22 protein-coding genes are annotated in these 19513 nt (G+C 42.6%); 7 read left to right on the plus strand and 15 right to left on the minus strand.

Features of this window, described 5'->3' with window-relative positions; translation table 11 throughout:
- Nucleotides 1-163, minus strand: a 163-nt coding sequence (locus B2Y23_RS15310) for a ParA family protein (protein WP_291371768.1), incomplete at its 3' end; no start/stop codon positions are given.
- Nucleotides 164-282: 119 nt separating this feature from the next.
- On the opposite strand from B2Y23_RS15310, the gene B2Y23_RS15315 reads away from it, so the two are divergent.
- Entirely contained in the window at nt 283-750 is a 468-nt protein-coding gene (locus tag B2Y23_RS15315) for a Holliday junction resolvase-like protein (protein ID WP_291355027.1), read from the plus strand.
- A 37-nt stretch (nt 751-787) separates the two neighbouring features.
- On the opposite strand, the gene B2Y23_RS15320 is transcribed toward B2Y23_RS15315, so the two are convergent.
- Nucleotides 788-1408: a class I SAM-dependent methyltransferase gene (locus B2Y23_RS15320; protein ID WP_291371770.1), complete on the minus strand. Its 621-nt coding sequence runs from the start codon at nt 1406-1408 to the stop codon at nt 788-790.
- Nucleotides 1409-1580: 172 nt separating this feature from the next.
- Between B2Y23_RS15320 and B2Y23_RS15325 the strand changes: the two genes are divergently transcribed.
- Nucleotides 1581-2141: a hypothetical protein gene (locus B2Y23_RS15325; protein ID WP_291371746.1), complete on the plus strand. Its 561-nt coding sequence runs from the start codon at nt 1581-1583 to the stop codon at nt 2139-2141.
- A 38-nt stretch (nt 2142-2179) separates the two neighbouring features.
- Entirely contained in the window at nt 2180-2587 is a 408-nt protein-coding gene (locus tag B2Y23_RS15330; RefSeq protein ID WP_291371748.1) for a protease inhibitor I42 family protein, read from the plus strand.
- Between the two features lie 308 nt (nt 2588-2895).
- Here B2Y23_RS15330 and B2Y23_RS15335 read toward each other — a convergent pair whose 3' ends face one another.
- Nucleotides 2896-3228, minus strand: a complete 333-nt coding sequence (locus B2Y23_RS15335) for a HopJ type III effector protein (RefSeq protein WP_291371750.1) — start codon at nt 3226-3228, stop codon at nt 2896-2898.
- Between the two features lie 153 nt (nt 3229-3381).
- Here B2Y23_RS15335 and crcB point away from each other — a divergent pair, with 153 nt between their 5' ends.
- Nucleotides 3382-3762: a fluoride efflux transporter CrcB gene (gene crcB / locus B2Y23_RS15340; RefSeq protein ID WP_291371752.1), complete on the plus strand. Its 381-nt coding sequence runs from the start codon at nt 3382-3384 to the stop codon at nt 3760-3762.
- Between the two features lie 113 nt (nt 3763-3875).
- Here crcB and B2Y23_RS15345 read toward each other — a convergent pair whose 3' ends face one another.
- The 4 genes from B2Y23_RS15345 to B2Y23_RS15360 form a co-directional block, all read right to left on the minus strand.
- A complete protein-coding gene (locus B2Y23_RS15345; RefSeq protein WP_291355037.1) occupies nt 3876-4124 on the minus strand; it encodes a type B 50S ribosomal protein L31 in 249 nt (82 codons plus the stop codon).
- Nucleotides 4125-4231: 107 nt separating this feature from the next.
- Complete coding sequence (locus B2Y23_RS15350; protein WP_291355039.1) at nt 4232-5530, minus strand: ABC1 kinase family protein; 1299 nt, start codon at nt 5528-5530, stop codon at nt 4232-4234.
- 222 nt (nt 5531-5752) lie between these two features.
- Nucleotides 5753-7108: an MATE family efflux transporter gene (locus B2Y23_RS15355; protein WP_291371754.1), complete on the minus strand. Its 1356-nt coding sequence runs from the start codon at nt 7106-7108 to the stop codon at nt 5753-5755.
- Between the two features lie 35 nt (nt 7109-7143).
- A complete protein-coding gene (locus B2Y23_RS15360) occupies nt 7144-7605 on the minus strand; it encodes a DMT family transporter (protein WP_291371756.1) in 462 nt (153 codons plus the stop codon).
- Nucleotides 7606-7729: 124 nt separating this feature from the next.
- On the opposite strand from B2Y23_RS15360, the gene hemW reads away from it, so the two are divergent.
- Nucleotides 7730-8884, plus strand: a complete 1155-nt coding sequence (gene hemW, locus B2Y23_RS15365) for a radical SAM family heme chaperone HemW (protein WP_291371758.1) — start codon at nt 7730-7732, stop codon at nt 8882-8884.
- Between the two features lie 119 nt (nt 8885-9003).
- Here the strand turns inward: hemW and B2Y23_RS15370 are convergent, their stop codons facing one another.
- From B2Y23_RS15370 to hemF, 7 genes are all read right to left on the minus strand, one after another.
- The gene (locus B2Y23_RS15370) at nt 9004-9594 is read right to left on the minus strand and encodes a DUF4142 domain-containing protein (protein ID WP_291371760.1); all 591 of its coding nucleotides are present in this window, start codon (nt 9592-9594) and stop codon (nt 9004-9006) included.
- A 444-nt stretch (nt 9595-10038) separates the two neighbouring features.
- Nucleotides 10039-10302: a hypothetical protein gene (locus B2Y23_RS15375; RefSeq protein WP_291371762.1), complete on the minus strand. Its 264-nt coding sequence runs from the start codon at nt 10300-10302 to the stop codon at nt 10039-10041.
- A 379-nt stretch (nt 10303-10681) separates the two neighbouring features.
- Nucleotides 10682-11644, minus strand: a complete 963-nt coding sequence (locus tag B2Y23_RS15380) for a hypothetical protein (RefSeq protein ID WP_291355051.1) — start codon at nt 11642-11644, stop codon at nt 10682-10684.
- Between the two features lie 125 nt (nt 11645-11769).
- Nucleotides 11770-13593: an acyl-CoA dehydrogenase C-terminal domain-containing protein gene (locus tag B2Y23_RS15385; protein ID WP_291355053.1), complete on the minus strand. Its 1824-nt coding sequence runs from the start codon at nt 13591-13593 to the stop codon at nt 11770-11772.
- Between the two features lie 392 nt (nt 13594-13985).
- A complete protein-coding gene (gene aroE, locus B2Y23_RS15390; protein ID WP_291355054.1) occupies nt 13986-14774 on the minus strand; it encodes a shikimate dehydrogenase in 789 nt (262 codons plus the stop codon).
- A 166-nt stretch (nt 14775-14940) separates the two neighbouring features.
- The gene (locus tag B2Y23_RS15395; RefSeq protein WP_291355056.1) at nt 14941-15147 is read right to left on the minus strand and encodes a hypothetical protein; all 207 of its coding nucleotides are present in this window, start codon (nt 15145-15147) and stop codon (nt 14941-14943) included.
- Nucleotides 15148-15455: 308 nt separating this feature from the next.
- A complete protein-coding gene (gene hemF / locus B2Y23_RS15400) occupies nt 15456-16400 on the minus strand; it encodes an oxygen-dependent coproporphyrinogen oxidase (protein ID WP_291355058.1) in 945 nt (314 codons plus the stop codon).
- Nucleotides 16401-16627: 227 nt separating this feature from the next.
- On the opposite strand from hemF, the gene hemN reads away from it, so the two are divergent.
- Nucleotides 16628-18001 carry an oxygen-independent coproporphyrinogen III oxidase gene (gene hemN / locus B2Y23_RS15405; RefSeq protein ID WP_291355060.1) on the plus strand — a complete coding sequence of 458 codons (1374 nt, stop codon included), beginning with the start codon at nt 16628-16630 and terminating at the stop codon, nt 17999-18001.
- A 117-nt stretch (nt 18002-18118) separates the two neighbouring features.
- On the opposite strand, the gene ribA is transcribed toward hemN, so the two are convergent.
- Nucleotides 18119-18721 (minus strand): GTP cyclohydrolase II, encoded by a 603-nt coding sequence (gene ribA, locus B2Y23_RS15410; RefSeq protein WP_291355062.1) that lies wholly within the window; start codon nt 18719-18721, stop codon nt 18119-18121.
- A gap of 310 nt (nt 18722-19031) precedes the next feature.
- Between ribA and B2Y23_RS15415 the strand changes: the two genes are divergently transcribed.
- Nucleotides 19032-19513, plus strand: a 482-nt coding sequence (locus B2Y23_RS15415) for a 1-deoxy-D-xylulose-5-phosphate synthase N-terminal domain-containing protein (RefSeq protein ID WP_291371764.1), incomplete at its 3' end; no start/stop codon positions are given.

Below are 19513 nucleotides of genomic sequence, written 5' to 3' on the forward strand. Positions count from 1 at the left end.
CATCTTCCGGGCGCTGTTTAAGCCACTGCAAGGCAGATTTCTGGTTATCGGCATCGGCAAGTGCCACTTTATAGCCTTTTTGTGCCAAAGCGGCAGCCAGATTAATTGCGGTAATAGTTTTCCCGCACCCCCCTTTTTGATTGGCAATTAAGATAGTTTTCATGACCCTGACGATTTTATTCTGCTCGGTCCTAGCATATCATTGTTTGAGATGCTGAATATGACTCGGGACAAAAGTCTTAAGCTATATGGGGCGGTAATTTTTGTGATTAGGGAATAATAATGTCCATTTGGATGGCAATGCTGATTGGCGCGTGTTTTGGCGTGGTGCTTACTACCATGATTTTGAGCAATACCCGTAATGGACGAGTCAAGGCAGAGTATGAACAGTACATTGCTGAATTGGAACTGGAACACCAACAGGCTTTGGCACAAGCACAAAAACGCAGTGTCAATACCAGTCGTGCGGTGCTCAAAGGCAAGATGGCAGAGCAGCTGGCACCGATTATGCCGCAGTTTCAGTACTTGCCCAGCGATGCAAAATTTCTGGGTGATCCGGTCGATTATGTGGTTTTCGATGGCTATACCGACTTGCGCGATGGTGAAGGAAGCCCGGAAGATATCGAGGTGGTGCTGATTGATATTAAAAGTGGCGGCGCACGTCTGACCAAGGGGCAACAGGCGATTGCCCAGGCCATACGGGAAGGGCGGGTACGTTTTGAAACGGTACGCATCGATTTTGATGATTAAAACGGCGATGTGTATGCAACGCCGTTAAATTCAGAATTTACTGTTTTTGCACACGGGCAAATAACATGCGCTGTGCAATTTTAGGAATACCCGCTGCATCCAGATAATGTTTTTCTTTAAAGCTGAAATGTGCATCCAGCAAAGCCTGTTCAATATTGCGATTCAGATGACAGCCATCTGCAAGGCGTTTTTGAATAGGGGTCAGCAGGTTTTGCAGATGTTGCAGCGTAGGCCGGTCAGACAGCACATGTTCGACCAAATGCAAAGTTCCGCCGGGCTTGAGCACGCGATGCAATTCCGCCAAAGCCTGATCCAGCTGTTTAATACTGCAGAGTGTCCAGGTACTGACGATATTGTCGATACTGTGATCTGCAAAAGGCAGTTTTTCTGCGCTGGCCTGAACATGCTGCACATGAATGGCACTTTCATGCACACGTTTAATCGCCAACTGATAAATATCAGCATTCGGTTCCAAAGCATACAATGTATCGACATTTTGATAAAAAGGCAGATTTACCCCGGTACCAAAACCAATTTCCAATACTTCACCTGTAATAGGTAAGAGTAGTTCGCGACGCAGATCCATAAGGCTAGGGGTTTGCATCACTTGATTGAGCAAATGCGGAAAAATGTGTTGCTGGTAAAATTTATAAATCATTGTCACTTAATTTTTCTTGCTTTATATACCCTTAGTTTAACCAATATTCTGCTTAGCCAATAAGACAAAAAAGTGACTGAATATATCTATACTGTTACTAAGTCCATATAGTTATTTAAGCTTACTCATTTAAAATTAGTATAGAAATCAAGAAATTTGTTAGGGCAGAAAAATGATTAGACCAGTATTATTCAGTACTTTGCTTGCAGCCAGTATGATGCAAATGAGTGCGAGTGCCTCTGTCGATCATAATATTGCAAAGGGTCTGGCTCCGGTATCTAAACAACAGTCAATTAGAAAGCTGCAATCCTTTAAAGGCGATTTTCGTATTTTAGGTTCGAAAATTTATACCAGCGATGAGCAGGCCAAGTTCTCACCGATTGATTATGCCGTGAGTTGGGGACTGTTTGCCGAGCCTGAAATTGCACGACATATATCGGTGAACCAGTATGACCGCTATTTAAACTGGAAGATCGATCGCCTGCCGGTGCCTGTCGATCAAGCCATGCAGATGGTGTCGAATATGCACATCATTCCTGCCAATCCTCAAATTGCCAAACAGATTAAACATGTCAAACGTGGTGATCTGGTTCGTCTAAAAGGCGAGTTGGTAGAAATTAAGGACAAGAATCTGGTCTGGACGTCATCTTTAACCCCGACCGATACCGGTGATGGCGCGTGTGAACTATTCCGCGTCAGTTCCATTGAATGGATTGAACGGGTTAAAGGTTAATTTTCTGTTTAAAACAAGATAGACAAAAGAGCCATTTCATGAAAATTTTAGCGGCATGTTTGACTGCACTATTGGGCGTATCAGTGGTTGGCTGTAGCAGTATGAGTCCAACGGTAGGTGGCAAAACCCATGTTTATTCGCTGAAGCAGCAATGTCCGACTTTGCTGGAAATGAATGTGGGACAAACGCTGGAACTCAGCTTGCCAGAGAATCCGACTACAGGTTATATCTGGCAAGTGGCCCAGCCGCAGCACATCTTAAAAGTTGAGGAAATTTATCAGCAAGATCAGGTGAAAAGTTCGCAGCCAATGGTGGGTGAAGGTGGACAAAAACAGTTTATATTTACTGCGCTGCAACCGGGTGAAGAATGGATTCACGTGAAACATGGCCGTGCATGGGAACAAAATCCGGTTGATGAGTGGCGATGTCGGGTTAGAATTTCCTGATTTAATAATTTAGTATTTGTTTGAAGCTTGTTGTTGGGACTTCCTCGTTTTTCTTTTAAAAGTTAAAAGTACTTTGTGCAGACTTTAATCCTACTTTTGACAGACCAAAAGTAGGCAAAAGCCTTAGTTGCCCACACACAACGTCCTGAGCCAGTTTTAAGCACTGCTTTAAAATGCAGCGCAAGGATGGGCAACATGTGGCATCCCTGCCACATTCGCGTATCTGAAGCTTGTTTTAATAAGATTTCGGGTGATCAATAGAGTAAAAATCCCTCTTTAATCAAGAGGGATTTTTTTGAATCAGAACTTTATTTTGCAGTTAAAGCCTGACCTGCAAATTGAATGCCATCCCAACCATTTTGCATAAACTGGCGAATGTTCTGGTGATCGGTAGCTTCAGGGGTCGCCAATACCGCATCATAATGTTCAGCAAACAGACTTAAGGTCTGTGCCTGATCCAGACCATTGAGTTTGGCAAAAGAAAATACTTTAGCACTGCCTTGGTTTTCGGTTGCAGCATTGGCTTGTTTGCCATTTTGAAAAGCTGTTGCGGTGTGGTTATAGCGTGCATCAATATATGCAATCACGTCTGCAAATTTGATTTCACCTGCTTGAAGCTGTGCCAATAAATCCTGAGCCATAATTTCCTCAATTCATAGAAAAAAGTTTAAAAACACCGCGACTATAACAATTTTTACTGCAGCATTTCATTACTATTTCAGCTCATTTGTACGGTATAGTGCATGAAGTATTTATACAATTTTGATCTTTGATTCGTTAAAAATGGAACAGATATGAATTGGCTACTGGTAGCTTTAGGGGGAGCGGTTGGTGCAAGTTTGCGTTATGGTGCAGGGGTGTTGCTATTTAAGCCGAGCAGTGGATTTCCATGGACCACATGGTGGGTGAACCTTTGTGGCTGCTTGCTTGCCGGTATTTTCTTTGCCTATAGCCAGAAATTTCCAGTTTTGCAAAATGAAGCACGCCTGTTTTTGATGGTGGGCATTTTAGGTGGCTTTACCACTTTTTCCAGTTTTGGTCTGGAAACTTTTCAACTGCTCAAGCATGGTCAAATTGTACTGGCTTTAGGCTATGTCATTTCCAGTGTGATTGTAGGAGTGATGGTTTTAGCATTGGGTTTTTATCTGTTTCAAGGGTTATTACACGCCCGATAGCAGCTAGTTACTTTTAAAAAGAACATAAAAAGAAGCCCAAGCTGGAGGAGAGTGCTTGGGCTTTTCAAGTCTTAAGATTAACGTTGAAATCTTAAAACAATATGAAGTTACTGTTAGCGTTTGAAACGCGCGAAACGTTTATTGAAACTTGCCACACGGCCTTCATTGCTGGTTTGACGCTGCTCACCGGTATAAAACGGATGAGAGGCACTGGAAATATCCAGAGTCACATAAGGATAAGTCTGGCCTTCATATTCACGTGTCTGGGTAGGCTTTAAAGTACTACCAATAATAAAATAGACATCAGCATTGGTGTCGTGGAACAGCACTTGTTGATAGTCTGGGTGGATATCTGGACGCATACCTTTCTCCATTGTATATTTTAACTATTAAGAAATGTTATAACATAACAATTAAATATTCAAATAAAACCCGGTGACAATTTGTTAACCGGGTTTGTTATTGTTCATTAGACGCGAGGCGGTACCAGCTCCTCAAATACATCACTCAGATTATCATTCACTTTTAAATGAATTAAATTCCAGTAATGTCCGGAAACTGTGCGGTTGACCATCAAGGTATCAGGAGAGGGCTTAAACACATCCCAGTATTTTAACGACGGTTTGAGCAGCTCAATCCCATCATGATGGGCAGAGTTTTCGGCAAAATCGTAATGCGTGGTGAGAGGGCGCATCAACACTTCCAGCCACTGACGATACAGCTCTTCCGGGAACTTGCCTTGTGTGGTAAGAGAATGAAGATCATCCAGCTTCTGTTCCATTTCGGCAATATTACCTTCACGGGCAGCATTAATCAGGGTCTTGAAATTGGAGACAATTTCAATCGACAGTGTTTTGACACCGCCGTAATCGTAAATAATGACAGTACCATCTTCACGGAAGGCAAAATTGCCCGGATGCGGGTCACAGTGGAACCGTTTCAGATAGAAAATTTCCTGACCAATAGCACGGAATAAACGGCGTCCCAGTTCATTGCGAGTGTCTTGAGACCAGGTGTTGGCAGTTTCGATGCTTTCGCCCTGTTCCAGGCTTAAGGTTAAAATATGACGCGAAGAATAATCTTTATAAACCTGCGGGATAATAATCTTGCTGTCTAAAGTCTCATGGAAGGTACGTGCCACTTCCAGATTTTGTGCTTCGATCTGGTAATTCAGTTCGTTATCCAAACTTTCCTGAATTTCCTTAAATAAACGATCCTGCAATTTCCGGTCAATTTTCAGCACACCCATTAAACGCAAGGCCAGACGAACCTGTTTCAGGTCACTTTCGCAGGCTTCATCTACGCCCGGATATTGTACCTTGACCACCACCTGCTGACCGTTCGGCAAGATGGCTTTATGCACCTGACCAATCGAGGCTGCGGCAAAAGGCTGTTCATCAAAACTTCTAAAGATTTTCAGGAGGGGTTTACCCAATTCTTTTTCAACTTGCGCTTTGATTTCAGCAAAAGGCATCGCAGGGGCCTGACGCTGTAACTTGCTAATGGCACGGGCCACCTCTGGCGGGAAGATATCTTTATATTGTGAAGCAATTTGCCCCACTTTCATGACCGCACCTTTCATTTCGCCCAAGGTATCCGCAATCTGAAGACCTATATCCTGAAAAAGTTTACTGCGCGAGGCATTTTTTTGTTCTTCATCGGCATTAAAATTTTTAATCGAGTTTGACACGGTTTTAGTTGCAATGCTCGCCGTCATACCGGCAAGTTTCATAAAGCGACGACCGGGGGTCCTAGCCGTTTTTGCCATGCGATATTCCTCAGGATCATCATAGATAGGTTTTAATGATCATAGGCGTTAAACTGGATATTGCCTACTTTAAATTGTTAAAAGCTGCATTTTTACACTGAAATCATCACACTTAGAACATTTTTAAGTAGATAAATTTCTGAATTATTTATCATTATTTTTATATTTGTTTTGTGGTAATCCCATTCCTTTTCATGGGAAAAGGAATGAGTCTATGACATTTTAATGGGTTTTCAGTCGATGGTTGATTCTATATAAACGGGTTAATAACAAGACACAGGCTACGGTTAAACCGACAATCAAACCGACCCAAACCCCAGCGGCCTGCATTTCGGTAAAGCGTGCCAAATAAACCCCAACCGGAAAGGCTACGACCCAGTAGGCAATCATGGTAATCCACATTGGACCTTTGGTGTCTTGCATACCGCGCAGGCAACCTGCGGCGCTGACTTGCCAGGCATCCATCAGCTGATAAGCCATGGCAAACAGCAGCAGATATAGCGCGACCTGAGTGACCTCATAGTCCGAGGTGTAAATCGCCACAATTTCTGGTCGGAAAAACCAGATTAGTGCCATGGTGGCGAAGGCAAAAACAGTGCCGGTGGCCAAACCTAAATATTGCACCTTATGCATCGCCTGCCAGTTTTTTTCCCCATAATACGTGCCCACCCGAATCGTTAGCGCAATCGCCAAAGACATCGGAATCATAAAGAGCTGCGAGGTCACGGACATGGCAATCTGGTGGGCGGCCACCAGGGTTTCGCCCAAAGGACTGAGCACAATGGCTGCAGTACTGAACAGGCTGACCTCAAAAAAGATAGCCAGGCCAATCGGAAGACCGAGTTTTAAAATGCGTTTAATCCATTCGGGATTAATTTTTTCAAATGCGGCAAAGGGCTGGGTTTTTTTATAGGCCGAGCCTTTAAATACATAGCTTGCCAGTGCAATAAACATTAGCCATTGCAGAATAGCAGTAGCAAAACCACAGCCGGCACTGCCCAGTTCAGGGATTGGACCCCAGCCATACATGAAAATAAAGTTAAGCGGAACCAGAACAATTAATGCCCCAAGGCTAATCGCGGTCACGGGACGTGGATGACCCAGTGCTTCTGAATAGCCACGCAGCGCTGCATACATGGTTACGGCGGGCATACCCAGGCCAATGGCATGCAGGAATAAACTGGCTTTAGGTAACAGCACTTCAGGTACACCCAGTACAGGCAGCAGGAACGGCATGACCTGTAAAATCAGCGCAGCGATGATACCCAGAATCAGGGCGATCCACAGCGATTGCCGAGCAATGGTGGCAATTTTTTCCGGCGTACGTGCACCGTTGGCTTCGGCGACCAGTGGCGTTGTAGCAATCATGATGCCACTAAAAAGCAGCATGACAGGAATCCACAGACCTACCCCGACAGCAATCGCAGCCAGATCTACCGGCGAAAGATGTCCGGCCATAATGGTATCAATCAGTCCCAAACCGGCCTGGGAAAATTGAGTGACCAAAATTGGAATCATCAAATGAAAGAGTTGTTTTAATTCATAACGGGTCGTTGTAACCGACGATACATGAGACACAAAAATTACTCATCATGTGCTTAGAATAATGAGGGTTAGCGTTGTAAAGTGAGAAGCACACCAATAAAAATCACCACGCCACCTAACAGGCGTTGCCAGTTAATGGGTGTTTTTTCTGTGCCCAGTAAACCAAAATGATCCAAAATCATTGAAGTGACGAGTTGACCAAAAATAATCAAACCGGACAGCGTTAAAAAACCGAGTTTGGGAGCAGCATAAATACTGAGACTAATCGCATATACGCCCAGAAATCCACCCAACCATAAATACCATGGAAGTTGCACAAGTGTAGCAAAACCTGGTTTTTCTACCGGCTGAAAAAACACCAATATGGCAAGCAGTATTGTACCAATCAAAAAAGATAAAAGGGCAGCCTGTAAGGGTGAATTTAAATATTCTCTTAACTGGCTATTAAGGGCAGTTTGGATAGTGAGCGCGATACCAATCCCCAGCGTGAGGGGGATAAACAACAATAACTGAGCAGATATTTTCATCATTCTAACAAATTAATTCTTCTGTAGTTTTTCCTAGTGTACCGATATTCATTGTGAGATTTTATCAGTGTCCTGATGCAGTCATGTTAAAATATGCATCTTCCTTTACCCATTTCGAGCTTGTTCCTTGGCTGAATTAAATCCCGCACTGGTACCTTTATCTTTATACATTCACATGCCTTGGTGTGTGCGTAAGTGTCCATATTGTGACTTTAACTCGCATGCTGTCCCGGATGGAAAGCTGTCTTTAGATTTGGAGCAGGAATATTTACAGGCTTTGCTTGCAGACTTTAAAACCCAGCTTGATTTTGCCCAAGGCCGCCAGATTCATAGTGTCTTTATTGGTGGAGGGACGCCGTCACTGATTTCGGCCAAAGGTTATGAATGGCTATTTAGTCAGTTAAAAGCACTTATTCCATTTGAAGATGGCTGTGAAATTACCCTGGAAGCCAATCCGGGAACCGTCGAGCACGATCCTTTTGCCGGTTATTTAAAAGCAGGGATTAACCGTCTGTCCATTGGTGTGCAGAGTTTTAATACCGATCACCTGAAAAAATTAGGGCGTATTCACAGTAATGATGATGCAATCCATGCCATTCATTTGGCCCGTGAAGCCGGTTTTGAGCGTATCAATGTCGATTTGATGCATGGCTTGCCTGAGCAGACTTTAGAACAGGCTTTGCTTGATTTAAAACTGGCGGTAGAAAATGGCGCAACGCATGTGTCTTGGTATCAGCTGACCATTGAACCGAATACCGTATTTTTCCGTACCCAGCCGGTTTTACCGGTTGATGATCTGCTGGAAGATATTCAGGAGCAGGGCGAGGCGTATTTAAAAGCTAATGGCTTTGTCAATTATGAAGTGTCTGCCTGGCGTAAAGAAAAACCCTCTGCACATAATTTAAATTACTGGCAGTTTGGGGATTATCTGGCGATTGGAGCAGGGGCACATGGCAAAGTGACACGACCTGATGGAGTGTACCGTTTTCAGAAAACTCGTTTGCCGAAAGATTATTTGGCCAAAGTGCCTGCCGAGCATCTTCAGTTTAAACGTATTGAAGATGCAGATATGCCGTTTGAATTTATGATGAATGCACTGCGGTTAAATGAAGGCGTAGCAGCCCAACTGTATGCCGAGCGCACGGGTTTAGACCTGGCTCACTTAAATGAACTTTTAACTTCCTTGCGTGCGAGAAAGCTCATGGTTGAAGATCGAAACCGTTTGTCTTGTACCGAGCAAGGACATGTGTTTTTAAACTCTGTGCTGGAAGAGTTCCTTTAATATTCAAATTTGATGTCGATGAAGTAATTTTATAAAGAGTGTGAGCCTAAAAAAGCCTAGCTGATCGATGCTAGGCTGATTAAGAATAAGTGTTCAATAACAACATAGGGCTTCCTATGTTATTTCATCTTTGCAACAATTTGTTGAGCCATTTCCAAATGCTTGGCCACTGCAGTCCGGGTTTGTGTAAGCATATTTTTTAATTCGGAATTTTTAGCATTCGGTATTAATTGCTTATCAATAGTCATCAGAACTTTACGATGTACTTCAACCTGACTCATCATATAGTCTTTATCAACTGTTGATGATTGATTCAGCTTGGTCACCATCTTATTGCTGTCATTTTGCAATGCTGTACTAATTGTACTCACTTGTGGTGTTAATTTTAGGCGTTTTGCCAAGGCTTGGCCTTTTTTCTCATTGGCTGTATGGTCGTTAATCATCATCTGAGCATACTTACGGGTTTCATCCATTTTTAGCTTCGGCATGGCAGTTTTTGACTGCATGATCTCACCATTATTGGCGGTGCTTACCACCTTAATCACTTGACTATCCGTTAAACGCTCATGAGCATCTTGCGACATTTGAGAGTGACTTTTGCCATCAGATTTAGACTCAGGTTCCATTGCCATACTTTGAGAGGCAGCAAAACTCAATACACTACTCACTGCCACACAGTGAATCATCTTCTTCATTGTAATCGCGTTCATATTGGCAACCTTTAAAGTTTGTTATTTAAATTTACCTTTATAAGATAGGCTGCTTCGCTTAAAAGCAGTGTAAAAGTTCCGTAACTTTGTGAGATAAATATATAAAGTGATGATTGCTTTAAGCAAAGACAATAGGCTATTTGTTTATATATTGAACAACAGTGTGAGATAGAAAACCCCCTATCTGTGTAATGCACTAGCTGAATATGATGCGAATGAATAATTAGGTCGTACCCTTTAACCTTATGGTGATTACAGGGTAATTATAGGAAATTTATTAAATTAGAAATATTTAATCTACAGCTACTGAGCAGTCAATAAAAAAACGATAAGACCTAAAAAAGAGGGCTGCTTATGAATCTAAATAAAATTCTAAATGATTTAGGTATGAGATTAATTTTTATTTAATAAAAAGCCCAATTTTTAAAATTGGGCTTTTCAATATTAACGGTGTTTAGGCGGTAACTTGTAGTGTGGAGCATTGTGATAATGTTTGTCTTTGTTAAAGAAACCTTTGTGGTCTTTTTTATCAAAGTGAACATTATGCCGAGGACCGTGATGCATGCCATGTTTAGGCGGCATAGGTTTTTTATTAAAATGATGCGGTGCTGACGGGTGATGTGGATCATAAGAGGGTGCCGCCATTACAGACATTGTCGCAGTGGTAGCAATAAGGCCGATCATAAGAGAAGAAATCAATTTTTTCATGGGGATGCTCATCATTTTTCAATGAGGTCATCATAGGTGGGGTTTGTGGAGATTTGGTGAATCTACCTAGGGGTCTTTTGTAAAACTGATAAATTATCTTATTGTGATACTTTAACTAAATGTTTTAATTGGAATAATTATTTATATATTTTCTATTTTAATCTTATTTGTAATAGTAAATGATTGTTTATTCAACTAATTTATTCATATATTCTTCATATTTTTTACAAAACTGGATCATAATTTGATAGTTATATTCCAAGTTTAAATAAATTAAATTTTCATTATTCGAGATAAGTTCTAAATAATTGGCTTTTGTGCAGCTGCTTCAATTATTTTTTATTCATCTATAGAAAGTTTTTTGAAAATATTCATTTTTTTAATTTGAGTTAATTTTCATTCGGTAAATACGGCCTAAGAATTGTCCATCCTTGCCTATGGCATATAACACATAGAGCTGACGGTTTTTTATATCTACCGTTAAGCCTTCAGGTTCCCAGTATTGTAGGCTGCGCTTGGACAAATTATTAAAGTGACCGAGCGTGACATTATCCATTTTTTGAATCAGTTTGCCTGAGAAGTCATATACATAAATTCGTTTAGGTCCTTTATTTTTATTGCCACTTAACAGATAGACATAACTTCCATCGCAGCTCAAACCTTGAAATGCAGCTTTATCATGAGTGAAATCCGAAGCGATCGGCCATTCATCTTCATAGAAAAAACGAAGATCTGTTAATTTTTTCTCGCTAATCAGATCAAATTTAAAAATACGAATCACATTTGTGTGGTGATTATTGCCGCGTACCAGCAGATATTTTCCATCGGGGGTGAGGGTCGGCATGGTATTGGTAATCTTGCTGTATTGGTGATCAAATACCTGAATTAACTGAGTATTAGCGGGTTGAGAATTTGCTGCATATTGAAATTTTAGGATATACCAGCCTTTATTCGGAACGGCTGATCCAGCAGAAGCAAAAAGAAAGTCACTTTGCGGATCGACCGCAATGCCTTGATGACCAATAAGGGGAGAGGGTTTTTGCGCATCTAGCGCCGGCCATACATTCGCGTTGTGAAACTTAAATCTGTTGATCACGCCTTGTTCAGGATTGCCCTCGACATGCGTGCTATACAACAGATCTTGCTGCTGATCGATGGCGATACCTTGCACAATATATCGGTTCCCCAGCCCGGTCCTTAGCAGGGTAATGGGTTCGCCGGCATCGCCTAAATTGGCGGAATGGAATGAATTCCACTCCTGCTCAAGATGCTGGATATTTAAAGGCACAGTTGCACCTTTGGGTTTATAAAAGCGGCTTAGAAGTGAAAATAATTTTTTCATCTAAAAGGTGACCTTATGCTTTTTTATTATTTTATCCTTTTGAAAATCGGCGATGCATTGAGATTATTGTAGCGCATAAAAAAGAGCACCGCAGTGCTCTTTTATTTTGACTCAAGCCTTATAACTTAGTAGTCAAAGCTAAAGTGTTCAGGTGCTAAAGAAATCATGGTTTTCGATGGATTGACCATCGCTTCGGCATGACCTTGGGTACGCGGCAACAAACGTTCGAAGTAGAAATCTGCAACCTTGATTTTTGCTTTATAGAATTCAGGTGTTTCTGCGCCGTTACCTGCTTCCAGTTTCTCAGAAGCCACAGCCGCTTGTTGAGCCCAGTAATAGGCCATCATCGCATAACCCGAGAACATCAAGTAATCAACAGAAGCTGAAGAGACGATGTCGCGGTCTTTACGTGCTGCCAGCATGATGCGAACCGTTAAAGCGTTCCATTGTGCACAAATCTTGGTCAAGTCCCATGCAAAACGGCGCATGTATTTGTTACGTGCGTGACGACCGCAGAAACGCAAGATTTCAGCAGTATAGTCACGTACCACTTTGCCTTTAGAAGAAAGCAATACTTTACGGCCAATCAGGTCAAGTGCCTGAACACCGGTAGTACCTTCATACAGCGTAGCAATACGTGCATCACGGGCAATCTGTTCCATGCCATGCTCTTTAATATATCCATGACCACCGAACACTTGCATACCGTGGTTCGCCGCTTCAAGGCCCAGTTCAGTCAGGAAACCTTTCAAGATTGGGGTATAGAAACCCAGCTTGTCGTCATATTCTTCAAACTTCGCCTGGTCGCCTTGGGTCAGCGCATCGGTCATTTTGTCAGCAAGCTGTGCAGCATGATAAATCATGGCACGGCCACCTTCAGCAATGGCTTTTTGCGTGAGCAACATACGGCGCACGTCAGCATGGTGAATGATCGCATCTGCCACTTGCTCAGGATCTTTCTTGCCAGATAAAGCACGCATAGACATACGTTCTTTGGCATACGGCAATGCACCCTGGAAAGACAATTCCGCGTGAGCAATACCTTGTACAGCTGTACCAATACGCGCCGTATTCATAAAGGTAAACATGGCATGCAAGCCTTTGTGCTGTTCACCAATCAGGTAACCGGTCGCAGCATCAAAGTTGAGAACTGCAGTTGCTGAAGCGCGAATCCCCATTTTATGTTCGATTGAACCACAGGTCACAGGATTGCGTTCACCCACGCCACCATCTGCAGTCGGGATAAATTTAGGTACGATGAACAGCGAAATACCTTTGGTGCCTGCAGGTGCATCTGGAAGGCGGGCAAGCACGATATGAACGATATTTTCTGTTAAATCGTGTTCACCGGCAGAGATAAAGATTTTAGTCCCTGTAATGGCATAGGTACCATCTGCTTGCGGTTCAGCTTTGGTTTTCACTTGCCCCAAGTCTGTACCACATTGTGGTTCAGTTAAGCACATGGTGCCCGACCAGGTTCCGGCAGTTAAATGCGGCATGTAGGTATTTTTTTGTTCTTCAGTCCCGAACTGCATGATGGTATTCATACAGCCCATGCTCAAACCTGGATACATGGTGAATGACCAGTTCGCAGTACCCATCATTTCCGATTTGATCAGGTTAAGCGACATTGGCAAGCCTTGACCACCAAACTCTTCCGGATAAGACAGACCTTGCCAGCCGCCCTGCACGAATTGGTCATATGCTTCTTTAAAACCTTTTGGTGTTTTTACTTCACCATTTTCAAAATGGCAGCCTTCTTCATCACCAGATTGGTTAATCGGAGAAAGGACGTTTTCACAGAAATCTGCCGCACCTTCAAGAATCATATCTACAGTGTCAGCATCTGCTGCTTCACCATTTGAAAGACTTTTATAATGTGTCGGGTAATCAAGCACTTCGTTCATCAAGAACCGAATATCGTGCAAAGGGGCTTTATAAGCTGGCATATTGTTAATCCTAATTTAGAAATAGTATTGGATTATCAGAATCGATAATTTGATTATTCACATTGTTGATTAAAATACATTGATGATGCAGCCTGAGAGAAATGTCAGAAAGGCTAATTTAAAATATTATGGTTCAGTTTCAAGTTTAAATAATTATATGCTTTTGTACGATTTTTTGTGCATGCTACTTTCGGTTAATCTTATAAAAATATAATTAAATAAAAAGGTTATCATTATTTTTGACAGAAAGATAATGAATTTTCTATTTTGGTCAAAAGCAAGATCGATAAATGACAATGGATGTCATAAAATCCAATACTAAGCCATTTAAACCGATAAAAAATGAAAAGAAGCAGAGACTTACTTCTTTTCAATTACTGGATTAATACCACTTAAAGAAAATCTTTCAGCTCAGGCTTGACTCCGTTCCAGATTGAAAAAGATTCAATCGCTTGTCCAACCAGCATGCCATAACCTTCTGAAGTCGGAACACCGCGTAGCTTGGCTTGATCTAAAAAGCTTGATGGTTTGCCATAAGCCATTTCATAGGCATGCTTAAATTTTAGCGTTTCAGGTAAAACCAGAGCATCGCCCGTTAAACTTGCAGAAGTGGCATTAATGACGATGTCAAAATTGCCGGCCAGATCATTTAATGAAATGGCTTCGAGACTAGCTTGCGGCACAGCGGGCTTTAAATCGGCCACCAGTTGTTCTGCACGGGCTAAAGTGCGGTTGGCAATCACAATCTTTTTCACACCCGCCTGTACCAGCGGATAAATCACGCCACGGGTAGCACCGCCAGCACCGATAATTAACACTTCGCTATGGTCAAGCTGCCAGTCTAAGGCTTTAATGGCATCCACCAGTCCTTGCCCGTCAGTATTGTCGCCATAAAGTTTGCCATCTTGCATCCACAGGGTATTCACCGCCTTGGCAATTTTGGCACGCTCGGTTAATACAGAGCAGGCTGCAAAAGCCTGCTCCTTGAAAGGCACTGTTACATTCATGCCAATCCCGCCCTGAGCAAAGAATTGCTGGAGATCGGCTTCAAAGCCATCTAGCGGAGCCAGGCGTCTGCTATAGGTCAGGTCAATACCAGTTTTTTCAGCAAAAGCATGATGCAGTTCTGGAGAACGTGATTGTTCAATAGGATTGCCAATCACGGCAAATTGTTTGCTCATTTCGCAAGGTCCCTCGGCGGAAATGGCATTCAATATACGTGATTTTTCCCCCAGGCTAAAGCCAGTCAAGGGGGAAGATTAAAAAGAGGCAGGAGGGAAGGAGAAAATTATTTCTATTTAATTATGTTTAACGCTGGTCACTTTGAAGCAGTAATTTAAATTCTATTTAAGGATTACAAATTTCGTGAATAGTATCTTCAAGCCACATTGCTGCAGTAAACAACAGGGCAAAAGCTGCAAATATGGTAAAGGTAATCGACAAGCTATCCGCAAGGGTATTGTGAGACAGTAAAGTGGTGGTGATTGAACAAACAATCATGGTCAAAATACACCAAAATAGAATGACTTTGTGGTTTAGAATGGTATTAAACATAGTTATCTCTCTTAAGCATGAATTGTTTTATTTGGGCATGCTTTTAACATTGTGATCTTAAATTGAATGATTCAGTCTAAACGATTTTACAGTGACTAAAGAGACTAGTGCTGTAAGTAAATATGTCAAAGTTATGCATATTGCTGGAATAGCAAACTATTTTTCTGAACCAATGTTCTGAACCAAGCCAAGATTTATTGAATAGGGATAAAAGTTAAAAGCAGGTTGTTTATCACAGCATCAAGTCAATTAAAAAATCCCTTTCCGGTCAGGGTAAAGGGATTCAATATTTTGAGCTGTGTTTTGAATTATGCTTTAAGCTCGGTCAGCCAGTCGTGCGGTTTTAAATAATAGTCGGTTAAACGTTTTTCGGGCGAATTTTCATCCCACTCAGGACGATACGACCAGGCTGCAAGCGGTGGCATACTGACTAAAATGGATTCAATCCGGCCACCGGTTTGCAGGCCAAACAGCGTGCCGCGGTCATAGACCAGATTGTATTCCACATAACGACCACGGCGATACAGCTGGAAGTCACGCTGCGCTTCAGTATAGGCTTTATCCTGATTGCGCTGAAAAATAGGTAAAATAGCCTCTAAATAGCCGTTACCTACTGCTTGCATATACTCAAAGCAGGTTTCAAAATCCCACTGGTTTAGATCATCAAAAAATAAGCCTCCAATCCCGCGCTGCTCGTCACGATGCTTTAAATAGAAATAATCATCACACCATTTTTTGTGTTCTGCATACAGCGTATCGCCAAATGGTGCGCATAGATCATGGGCCTTTTGATGCCAAGCCAACACATCCTCATCACTCGGATAAAAGGGCGTCAGGTCGAAGCCACCACCGAACCACCAGATGGGATCCTGGCCTTCTTTTTCCGCCACAAATAAACGCACGTTGGCATGTGAAGTCGGCACATTGGGATTTTTCGGATGAATCACCAGCGACACGCCCATAGCCTGAGCCTTGGCACCGGCAATTTGCGGATGGCGCTCTGTGGCAGAAGCCGGGAGTTTGGAAATGTTGATGTGAGAGAACATCACCCCGCCTTTTTCAATCACGCTGCCGTTTTGCAAGACCCGTGAACGGCCACCACCGCCTTCAGGACGCTGCCAATCATCAATTTCAAATTGAGCTGTGCCGCCACCGTATTGTTCTTGTTGTTCAAGTGCCAAGCAAATACGACTTTGCAGATCAAGCAAGAATTCGCGAACGCGTTGAATATCGGCAGATGTAGGATGCTGCATCAAAGCCCTCATAGAGGAAAACAAAACTGAAATACATCAAAGCATAAAAACCGCAAAAAATTAAGCTGTATTTAGCAATCATCAAAACCGGGAAAATGGTTTAAAAGGCTGAAAACTCAGTGAAATCCGACCATTCTGCTAGGTTGAAATCTTTAGCGATGCTCAGCACAATGCTTAAAACAGCTCAAAACCTTGAGCGAATCTGTTTAGGGTGAGGTACCTCAAGCATGTCCATTCAAGTGAATTCACTGATTCAGAAATACAATGTACCCGGACCGCGTTATACCAGTTATCCAACGGTGCCGTATTGGGAAGCCGAGCCATTTTCGCCTGATCTGTGGAAACAGACCTTAAAGCGTTCCTTTGATGAATCCAACCCAAGCGAAGGCATCAGTCTGTATATTCATCTGCCATTTTGTGAAAGCCTGTGTACTTTCTGCGGTTGTCATAAAAAAGTGACCAAAAAACATGAAATGGAGCAGCCTTATATTCAGGCGGTGCTCAAAGAATGGTCTTTATATTGTGAGCTGTTAGCCACAAAACCGAAAATTAAAGAAATTCATTTAGGCGGGGGCACACCGACCTTCTTTTCAGTTGAGCATTTACAACAGTTAATTCAGGGCATTTTAGCCAAAGCGGAAGTTGCTGCTGAGCATGAATTCAGTTTTGAAGGACATCCTAACAATACCACCCGTGAACATCTGCAAGCCTTATATGATCTGGGCTTTCGTCGGGTCAGTTACGGAGTTCAGGATTACAATGAAACGGTGCAAAAAGCCATTCACCGTATTCAGCCTTTTGAACATGTACAGCGTGTAACGGAATGGGCGCGTGCAATTGGTTATACTTCCATTTCACATGATCTGGTATTTGGTTTGCCGTTTCAGAATCTGCAAGATGTGCTGAATACTATTGATCAGACCAGCAGTTTAATGCCAGACCGTTTGGCATTTTATAGCTATGCGCATGTGCCGTGGATCAAGGGCAATGGCCAACGAGGTTTTAAAGATCATGATGTACCTAAAGATGAGCTCAAGCGCCAGCTTTATGAGGAAGGCAAGAAGCAGCTTCTTGGTCATGGCTACCATGAAATTGGCATGGATCATTTTGCCTTAGCTCAGGACAGCATGTATCAGTCTTTTCAGGCAGGCACCTTGCACCGTAATTTTATGGGTTACACCTCGTCTAAAACACAGCTGATGATTGGCTTGGGAATTTCTTCGATTAGCGACAGCTGGTACAGCTTTGCGCAAAATGAAAAGAAACTGGAAGATTATTATGCGCGTCTGGAGCTGGATGAAATTCCGGTGGTTAAAGGTCATGTGCTGAGTACAGAAGATTTAATCATCCGCAAACATATCCTGAATTTGATGTGTACATTCAGCACCAGCTGGCAATCGACGGCCATGCAATTTCCAGAGTTGTCCGAGGTTTTGTTGCAACTTGAAGAAATGCAGCAGGATCAATTGCTACAGATGGATGAGCAGGGCATAACGGTGACGGAAAAAGGTAAACCTTTTGTGCGTAATATCTGTATGGCTTTTGATTTGCGCTTAAAACGCCGTATGCCGGAGAATCGGATTTTTTCAATGACGATTTAATCTTATTTAATCCCTGCAAACCTTCCTTTTTAAAGAAGATCACTCCCTCCTTGAGTAAAGGAGGGTCGGGGGTAGATTTGTATTAAAGTCGGGGGGGATTTATAAAATAAGTAGGATTTAAAAATCGCCTTTCTTATACATATGCGCCATGCGTTCATGTTTGGTTTTTAAATACTGGGCATTAAACGGATTTAAGCCGACGGTCAAAGGCACACGGTCAACCACATCAATTCCCAGCTCTTGTAGCGCCTGAATTTTTGAAGGATTATTGGTTACCAGTTTGACCTGTTTCACCTGCAAATGGTCGAGCATGATGGTACACATGTCATAACGTCGTGCATCGGCTGGCAGATCCAGCATCAAGTTGGCATCAACAGTATCATGTCCCTGATCTTGCAGGGCATAAGCACGAATTTTATTGGTCAGTCCAATACCGCGGCCTTCCTGACGTAAATACAGAATCACGCCCTGACCGACTTCATTGATTAATTTTTGCGTAGCTTGAAGCTGTGGACCGCAATCGCATTTCAGTGAGGCAAAAGCATCACCGGTTAAACATTCAGAATGAATCCGCACCAATACCGGTTCAGTCGGGGGAGTGTCTAAGCCTTTAGAAAGAGCTACATGTTCTTCACCTGTGTTAGGGTCTTGAAATACCGTGATTTTAAATTCACCAAAAGCGGTTGGTAATCTTGAAGTCGCGACAAACTCTATAGGCACTGCTTAACTCGTTAAATAGTTCATTAATTGGCTAAAGTATAGCTGAATGCTTGGACATTAGTTGAATTGTAAAGATGAATTTATGCAGAAGATTTTCTTTTTTGTATAAAGCGAACGATAATGGTTGATAAATAGTAAGATTATTCAGGATAATCTCGCTCATGAACAAACACCCAGTATAGAGATTTGCCTCTAAACTGCATCGCTAGAAATGTGGCTGATTTAAAGGTGATACAATTCGATCATTATGCTCGAATAAACCCATTTACCTAGCTTAGGATTTGCCAGGCTTTAGAAGGCTTTGCCATTTATGTTGTATACAGAAATACCGACTCAGCGCCCTGTAACTCCGTTGCTGGATGCGATTGATCATCCTCAACAATTACGATTGCTCGAGCGTAGCCAATTAGAACAAGTGGCGGATGAGTTACGTCAGTACATTTTGTATGCAGCAGGACAAAGCGGTGGGCATTTTGGTGCCAATCTGGGGGTAATCGAACTCACTGTGGCCTTGCACTACTGTTTTAATACCCCACATGATCGTTTAATTTGGGATGTCGGCCATCAGGCCTATCCGCATAAAGCCTTGACCGGTCGCCGTGAACAGTTGACCAGCATTCGTGCCAAAGATGGCTTGGCTGCCTTTCCGGCACGTGAAGAATCTGAATTTGATACTTTTGGGGTAGGGCATTCATCTACCGCCATTTCTGCTGGCCTTGGCATGGCTCTGGCGCGTCGTTATCAGAACAATCCGTGTGAAGTCGTATCAATCATTGGTGATGGGGCCATGAC

It is taken from the genome of Acinetobacter sp. UBA5934 (genome assembly GCF_002430855.1).
GTDB lineage: Bacteria > Pseudomonadota > Gammaproteobacteria > Pseudomonadales > Moraxellaceae > Acinetobacter.